At 56.0% G+C, this 1239-nt stretch carries 1 protein-coding gene; it reads left to right on the forward strand.

Annotation, left to right across the window (positions count from 1 at the left end):
- The coding region (locus EN885_RS32955; RefSeq protein WP_348631660.1) for a Xaa-Pro peptidase family protein at nt 1-1194 on the forward strand (1194 nt) is incomplete at its 5' end.
- Nucleotides 1195-1239 lie beyond the last annotated feature (45 nt).

The raw sequence follows: 1239 nt of genomic DNA on the forward strand, positions 1-1239 counted from the left end.
TATTATCGAGGGATCGAGATGCAGAAGGAACTACGTTTTGAGCGGTCCGAGTTCGCGACACGCGTCACTGCGGTGAAGAAGGAAATGGAGAGGCGGGGCATAGACGTCCTCCTGCTTTCCGAGCCGGCCAATGCCAATTACCTGACCGGCTACGACGCCTATTCATTCTACGTTCCACAGATGATTGTGGTGGTTCTCGATCGCGAAGAGCCGATCTGGGTTGGACGGGGTATGGATGCCATTTCGGCCTTCATGACCACTTACCTGTCCGACGACAGCATACGTTCTTTCCCTGATGCCTATGTGCAGTCGACTCTGAGTCCGTATGACTTCGTCGCGGAAATTGTCAAGGAGATCGCTGGGGGGAAAATCAGAGTGGGCGTCGAAATGGGCGGTTACTATTACTCCGCGCGAGCACATGCGGACCTGATAAAGGCATTGCCTGAGGCCACCTTTATCGATGCAGACTTGCTGGTGAACTGGATACGTCTGGTGAAGAGCCCGGCCGAGGTGGGACTCATGCGACAGGCCGGCCTTATCGCTGATGCGATGATGTACCGTGCCATCGATATGATCGAACCGGGTGTCCGGGAGTGCGACATTGCCGCTGTCGTCTATCATCAGATGATGGCGGGTACGCCCGAGTTCGGCGGAACCTATACCTGCTCTCCACCCTATCTTTGCGTAGGCGAGAAAGCGCTGGCTCCGCATGCCGCATGGACCGACAAGCCGTTGCCATCGTCGACCATCATCAATCTCGAGCTGTTCGGAAATCGCCACCGCTATCAGGTCAACCTGGCTCGTACGATTTGCGTCGGCGAACCAAGCCCGAGCTATAAGAAGCTGGCGGACGTCGTCGTGGAATCTCTGAATGCAGGGCTCGACACCGTAGCTCCCGGCAAGACTTCGGAGGAAGTTCACGCTGCGTTTGCCAAGACTCTTGCCAAGCACGGGCACGAGAAGGATTCACGTCTTGGGTATTCGCTCGGTCTTGGGTATCCGCCAGCGGTGGGAGAGAAAACCGTCAGTCTTCGCAAGGGAGATAAGACAGTGCTCCAACCCGGCATGTGCTTCCATATGATGTCGGGGCTCTGGCTCAAGAACGACGGAATCACCATCACTCAACCGTTTGTCGTCACCGAAACCGGGCACGAACCCCTGACCAAAATACCCCGCCAGCTCTTCGTTAAGTAGGCAAGACCAGCAACTCTCTCAATGAGAACGCGGCTCCGATAATTC

The organism is Mesorhizobium sp. M6A.T.Cr.TU.014.01.1.1, assembly GCF_004022765.1.
Classification (GTDB): Bacteria; Pseudomonadota; Alphaproteobacteria; order Rhizobiales; family Rhizobiaceae; genus Mesorhizobium; species Mesorhizobium mediterraneum.